The sequence below is a fragment of the Methylobacterium sp. CCH5-D2 genome (assembly GCF_001556475.1).
Classification (GTDB): domain Bacteria; phylum Pseudomonadota; class Alphaproteobacteria; order Rhizobiales; family Beijerinckiaceae; genus Methylobacterium; species Methylobacterium hispanicum.
Genome location: NZ_LSIX01000824.1, coordinates 1 through 6189 on the forward strand (window position 1 = coordinate 1; position 6189 = coordinate 6189).

Here is a 6189-nt window from a genome sequence, read left to right on the forward strand (position 1 = left end):
CTCTCCCATAGGGAGAGGTCTGCTTTCGCAGAAAGCCGGGTGAGGGGTATGACGTCGCGGGATGGGGCTCGGCGCTGAACGCGCGTCGACGGCGTGCGCGATTCTGTGAGGTCATACCCCTCACCCCAACCCTCTCCCTACGGGAGAGGGAGTGCGGCGCGGTCCCGTGCCCGAGCCTGGGGCAGCGTCATGCGATCGCCCCGGGTGGATCGCGTGGGCTTGGCGGGTGTATGCGCCGGGGCAGACGCTACCCTTGCGCCACCCCCGGATGCACCCCGCGATGACGACGACCCTCGACGACCTGATGCCGCTGCTGGAGCGGATCGCCACCGCGCTGGAGCGGGCGGCCCCGCCGCAGCGGCTGCCGACCGACGTGAGCGCCGCCGACGCCTTCGTCTGGGGGCCGGACCGCCGGCTGCAGCCGGTGCCGCAGGTCAATCGCGTCGAGATGGGGCTTCTCACCGGCATCGACCGCAACCGCGACATCCTGGCCGACAACACCGCACGCTTCGCCAAAGGGCTGCCCGCCAACAACGCGCTGCTCTGGGGCGCGCGCGGCATGGGCAAGTCCTCGCTCGTGAAGGCGGTGCAGGCCGAGGTGAACGCCCGGCGTGCCGCAGGCGACCTGCCGATGAAGCTCGTCGAGATCCACCGCGAGGACATCGAGGCGCTGCCCGACCTGATGGCCCTGCTGCGACCGGACCCGCACCGCTGGATCGTGTTCTGCGACGATCTCTCGTTCGACGCCGACGACACCTCGTACAAGTCGCTGAAGACGGCGCTCGACGGCGGCATCGAGGGGCGGCCCGGCAACGTCCTGTTCTACGCCACCTCGAACCGGCGGCATCTGCTGGCCCGCGAGATGGTGGAGAACGAGCGCTCCACGGCGATCAACCCGGGCGAGGCGGTGGAGGAGAAGGTCTCGCTCTCCGACCGGTTCGGGCTCTGGCTCGGCTTCCACAAGTGCAGCCAGGACGAGTACCTGGCGATGATCCGCGCCTACGTTGACCATTACGGCTTGAGCTTGGACCCGGATCGGCTGCGGGCCGAGGCGCTCGAATGGTCGACCACCCGCGGCTCGCGCTCGGGCCGCACCGCCTTCCAGTTCATCCAGGATCTCGCCGGCCGGCTCGGACAGCGGCTCGGCTGAAACGCGAACGGCGGCCGTCGCCGGCCGCCGCTCCCAGATCCCATGTCCCGGACAATCAGTTGCTGGCGAGCTGGCTCATCGGGTCGATCGGCGCGCCGCCCTTGCGGATCTCGAAGTGCAGCTGGGGCGAGGTGACGTTGCCCGAGGCGCCGGACTTGGCGATCGTCTGGCCGCGCTTCACCTTCTCGCCGGGCTTCACGTCGATCTCGCCGTTGTGGGCGTAGGCCGAGACGTAGCCGTTCTGGTGGCGCACCAGCACGAGCTTGCCGTAGCCCTTCACGTCCGAGCCGGCGTAGGCGACCGTGCCGTCCTCGGCGGCCTTCACCTGCGTGCCCTCCGGGACCGCGATGTTGATGCCCTCGTTGCCGGACGTGCCGTAGCCCGAGATCACCCGGCCCTTGGCCGGCCAGCGGAAGTTCTGCTCCGGGGCCGCCGGGGCGGCCGGCGCCTGGGCGACCGAGCCGGTGCTCGCGGGCTCCGCCTTCTCGGCAGGCTTGGCGGCGACCTTCTTCTCGGCCGCGGCGGCCTTCTCGGCGGCCAGCTTCTCGGCGGCGGCCTTGTCGGAGGCGGCCTTCGCGGCCTCCTTCGCGGCGTCCTTGGCGGACTTCGCCTCGGCGAGCTTCTTGGCGGCCTCCTTGGCGGCCTCCGCCTTGGCGAGCCGGGCCTCGGCCTCGGCCTTGCGGGCAGCTTCCGCCTTCGGGTCGGGCTTCGCCTCGGCCTTCGGCTCGACCTTGGCGGTCTGGCCGGGGCGGACGTGCTTCTTCTTCTCGGCCTCGAGCGCCGCGGCCTTCTGGGCAGCCTCCTTGGCGGCCTTGGCCTCGGCGAGCTTCCTCGACGCTTCCTTGGCCGCCTCTCGGGCGGATTCCTTGGCGGCTTCGGCCTTCGCCGCCGCCTCGCGGGCGGCGGCCTCGCGCTTGGTCTCGGCGACGCGCTTCTGCTCGTCCTGGCGCTTCACCTCGGCCGCCTTCAGGCGCTCGGCCGGTGCGGCCGGCACGGCGCGGGCGCTCATGGCCGGCGTCGCGGCCGGGTTCATGCCGGACGCGTTGTAGACCGGGATCACGATCTGGCGGCCGGGGGTGATCTGGCTGGCGCTGGTGAGCCCGTTGGCCGCGAGGATCGCCGAGGCCGGCACGCCGAAGCGGGTCGACATCTGGTTCAGGCTGTCGTTCTGCGCGACCGTGATCGTGGTGCCGCCGCTGGCCGACCAGCCGGCCGCGCCCGTCGAGGCGACCCGGGTGGCGGGCGCGGCGGATGCGGGCTTCATCGCCACGGGCGGCGGCGCCGGCAGGGCGCGGGGCGTGATCGGCGCCGACGGGGCACCGAGCGCCTCGGACTGGATCCGGCCCGTGCGGATGGCGGGCGCCGGCGCGAGGTCGGTGTCCGGCAGGCTGCCGGTCGCGGCCGGCTCGCTCGCGCGGTTCGACGCGAACGGGTTGGTGAAGGGATCGCCGAGACGCATCGTGTCCGACGAGCAGGCGGCGGCACCGCCGCCGATGATTCCGATGAGGGCGACGCGCGACAGCGTCCGCATCCCCCGACCAGCCACGCGAACCCGCATCGACGCACCCGTTTGCCTGACGCAACTTGATGCGGTCATTCAAACCGGATTCAGGTTAAGCAACCGTTCCCGTAAACCACGTTCGGCGAGGGTGCGGAACTCTCCGAGGACTTGGCCCGGATAGGGCGCGGGGCATCCGGCCGGCCCGACGCTCGCCGTTTCCGAACGCGGCGCCCCCCTCTCCCCGCGTGCGGGGAGAGGGGATCCGGCGTCACCGGCCGAAGCCTGTCTACAGGGCGAGCGCCCGCCCAGGAACCAGTCCGGCGAGCCGGGCCGGCGGACCGGTCTCGCAGCCCTCCGGGGCGTGGCGGTAGAGCGTCAGCCGGCAGTCGCCCGCGTGTCCGAGGCCCGCCACGAGGCGCCCGTCCGGGGCGAGCGCGGCGATCCAGGCGGGGCTCAGCGCGCCGACCGCGCCGTTGATCAGGACCCGGTCGAAGGTCTCCGCCCCGGCCCAGTCCAGCCCGTCCGCGTGCAGGACGGCGACCGGCGCATCCGGGGTAATCCGTCCGCGCGCCGCGTCCGCCAGGGTGGCGTAGCGCTCCAGGCTCGTCACTGCGGCGCCGAGTTCGGCGAGCAGCGCCGTCACGTATCCGGAGCCCGTGCCGACCTCCAGGACGCGCTGGCCGGGCGCGACGCGGAGCAGCGCCAGCATCCGGGCGACGGTGCCGGGCGCCGTCATCACGGCCCCGCAGGCCAGGGGCAGGGCGAGGTCGCGCCGGGCGAGGTCGGCGTGCTCGGGCGGCGCGAAGCGGGCGCGCGGCACCCGCTCCATGGCGCGCAGAACCGCCCGGTCGCGCAGGCCCCGCCCGAGCAGCGCCAGCACGAAGGCCGCGTTGCCGACGGCCTCCTCGGCGGGGCCGTCGTGGAGGGCCGCCGCGGCGGCGCCGTCGGGCTGCACCCGCGCTACTCGGCAAACGCCTGGGCGAAGCGGGTCAGCGTCGGCTCGTCGGTGAGGTCGAGGCGCAGCGGCGTCACCGAGATGCGGTGCTCGGCGATGGCCTTGAGATCGGAGCCGTTGCCCGGCTCGAAGCGCGCCTTGGCGAAGGCGAGCCAGAAATACGGGTTGCCGCGCCCGTCCGTGCGGGCGTCGATGGCGAGCAGCGCCTGGTTGCGCTGCCCTTGCGCGGCCACCGCGATGCCCTGCACGGCGCCGGGCTCGCAATCGGGAAAGTTCACGTTGACCAGGATGCCGGGCTCGATCCCCGTCTCCAGGATCTTGGCGATCACCCGCTTCCCGTGCTCCCGGGCGCAGTCCCACTTCAACGAGCCGCGCCCGCCGGGACCGTAGGCCTGGCTCAGCGCGATCGAGCGGATCCCCAGGATCGTGCCCTCCATGGCGGCGGCGATCGTGCCCGAATAGGTCACGTCCTCGGCGACGTTCTGGCCGCGGTTGACCCCCGACAGGACGAGGTCCGGCGGATGGTCGGCGAGGATGTGGCGCACGCCCATGATCACGCAGTCGGACGGCGTGCCCTTGATGGCGAAGCGCTGCTCCGAGACCTGGCGCAGGCGTAAGGGATCGTTCAGCGAGAGCGAGTGCGACACGCCCGACTGGTCGGTCTCGGGCGCGACCACCCAGACGTCGTCCGAGATCTCGCGGGCGATCGCCTCCAGCGTGGCCAGGCCCGGCGCGTGGATGCCGTCGTCGTTGGTGACGAGAATGCGCATCAGTTCGCGGGTCCCTCGATCCGGGTGAGGCCGCCCATATAGGGCTGCAAGGCCGACGGCACCGTGACGCTGCCGTCGGGATTCTGGTAGTTCTCCATCACGGCGATGAGCGCGCGGCCGACCGCGACGCCCGAGCCGTTGAGCGTGTGCACGAACTGAACGCCCTTCTGGCCCGTGGGGCGGTAGCGCGCGTTCATCCGCCGCGCCTGGAACTCGCCGCAGACCGAGCAGGAGGAGATCTCCCGGTAGGTCTCCTGGCCCGGCACCCAGACCTCGATGTCGTAGGTCTTCTGGCTGGCGAAGCCCATGTCGCCGGTGCAGAGCGTCATCACCCGGTAGGTGAGGTCGAGCTTCTTCAGCACCGCCTCCGCGCAGGCCAGCATGCGCTCGTGCTCTTCGGCCGACTTCTCGGGGGCGGTGATCGAGACGAGTTCCACCTTGTTGAACTGGTGCTGGCGCAGCATCCCGCGGGTGTCGCGGCCGGCCGCACCCGCTTCCGCGCGGAAGCAGGGGGTGAGCGCGGTGAAGCGCAGGGGCAGCTCGTCCTCGGCGAGGATCGATTCGCGCACGAGATTGGTCAGGGGGACCTCTGCCGTGGGGATCAGCCAGAAGTCGTCGCCCGCCGCGAACTGGTCGTCCCGGAATTTCGGCAGCTGCGCGGTGCCGAACATCGCCTCGTCGCGCACCAGCACCGGCGGCGCCACCTCCGTGTAGCCGTGCTCGGTGGTGTGCAGGTCCATCATGAACTGGCCGAGCGCCCGCTCCATCCGGGCGAGGTGGCCCTTGAGCACCACGAAGCGCGAGCCGGAGATCTTCGCCGCCGCCTCGAAATCCATGAGCCGCATGGCCTCGCCGATCTCGAAATGCTGGCGGCCCGCGCTCAGGCGCTCGCGGCCGGCCTCGTGGCGGCGGTACTCGACGTTGCCGTGCTCGTCGGCGCCCTCCGGCACGTCGGGCTTGGGCCGGTTCGGGATCGCGGCGAGGCGCTCGTCCAGAACCCGGCCGGCCTCGGCCTGGGCGGCCTCCAGCGCGGGTCCCTCCTCCTTGAGGCGGGCGACCTCGGCCATCAACTCCGCGGCGCGGGCCTCGTCCCGCGCCTTCTTGGCGGCGCCGATCTCCTTGGCGAGCGCGTTGCGGCGCTCCTGGTTGGCCTGGGCCGCCGAGGTCGCGGTCTTGCGGGCGTCGTCGAGGGCGACCAGCTCGGCCGACAGGGGCGCGAGGCCGCGGCGCTCGAGGTCGCGGTCGAAGGCGTCCGGGTTCTCGCGGATGGCGCGGATGTCGTGCATGGGCTGGCTCGGGCGATGATGCGCCCGCTTTGCCGCATCGCGCCCGGCGCGACAAGGTTTGGGAGGACGCGACCCAGGCGCCGCTTCGGCTTCGACCCGCGCATCGCTCTCCCTCCCCCCTCTGCGGGCAGGGCGATCGCGTATGCCGGGCGAGCCTGACCGCGGTCAGGCGCGGGTCCCCTCTCCCATAGGGAAAGGTCTGCTTTCGCAGAAAGCCGGGTGAGGGGTATGAGGTTTCCGAACGAGACGCGGCCCCGAACGCGCGTCGATGCCGTGCTCAGTCCTGTAAGGTCATACCCCTCACCCCGACCCTCTCCCTATGGGCAGGGCGATCGCATATGCCGGGCGAGCCCCGAGGCGGATAGGGCGCGGGTCCCCTCTCCCGTGCGGGAGAGGGACAGGATGAGGGACGAGAACTGTCAGGATGGGGCGTAGCAGGCCCGCTCGGTGGCGTCGCGTCATGTCCGTAGAGTTCTCATCCCTCACCCCAACCCTCTCCCGCACCTGTCTCTTATACACATCTCCGA

Annotated in this window: 5 protein-coding genes; 1 reads left to right on the forward strand and 4 read right to left on the reverse strand. The window is 72.0% G+C overall.

Annotated features, from left to right (window positions below):
• Positions 1–280 precede the first annotated feature (280 nt).
• Positions 281–1150 (forward strand): ATP-binding protein, encoded by an 870-nt coding sequence (locus tag AX737_RS21735; RefSeq protein WP_066924841.1) that lies wholly within the window; start codon positions 281–283, stop codon positions 1148–1150.
• Between the two features lie 55 nt (positions 1151–1205).
• Here AX737_RS21735 and AX737_RS21740 read toward each other — a convergent pair whose 3' ends face one another.
• The 4 genes from AX737_RS21740 to serS all read right to left on the reverse strand — a co-directional run bounded on the left by AX737_RS21740 (position 1206) and on the right by serS (position 5662).
• On the reverse strand, positions 1206–2708 hold the full coding sequence (locus tag AX737_RS21740) for a peptidoglycan DD-metalloendopeptidase family protein (RefSeq protein ID WP_066924843.1): 1503 nt from the start codon (positions 2706–2708) through the stop codon (positions 1206–1208).
• A gap of 229 nt (positions 2709–2937) precedes the next feature.
• Entirely contained in the window at positions 2938–3606 is a 669-nt protein-coding gene (locus tag AX737_RS21745) for an rRNA adenine N-6-methyltransferase family protein (protein ID WP_066924845.1), read from the reverse strand.
• A 5-nt stretch (positions 3607–3611) separates the two neighbouring features.
• Complete coding sequence (gene surE, locus AX737_RS21750; RefSeq protein ID WP_066924847.1) at positions 3612–4376, reverse strand: 5'/3'-nucleotidase SurE; 765 nt, start codon at positions 4374–4376, stop codon at positions 3612–3614.
• Positions 4376–5662, reverse strand: a complete 1287-nt coding sequence (gene serS / locus AX737_RS21755; protein ID WP_066924850.1) for a serine--tRNA ligase — start codon at positions 5660–5662, stop codon at positions 4376–4378. The genes surE and serS overlap by 1 nt, the downstream gene beginning before the upstream one ends.
• Positions 5663–6189: the final 527 nt, after the last annotated feature.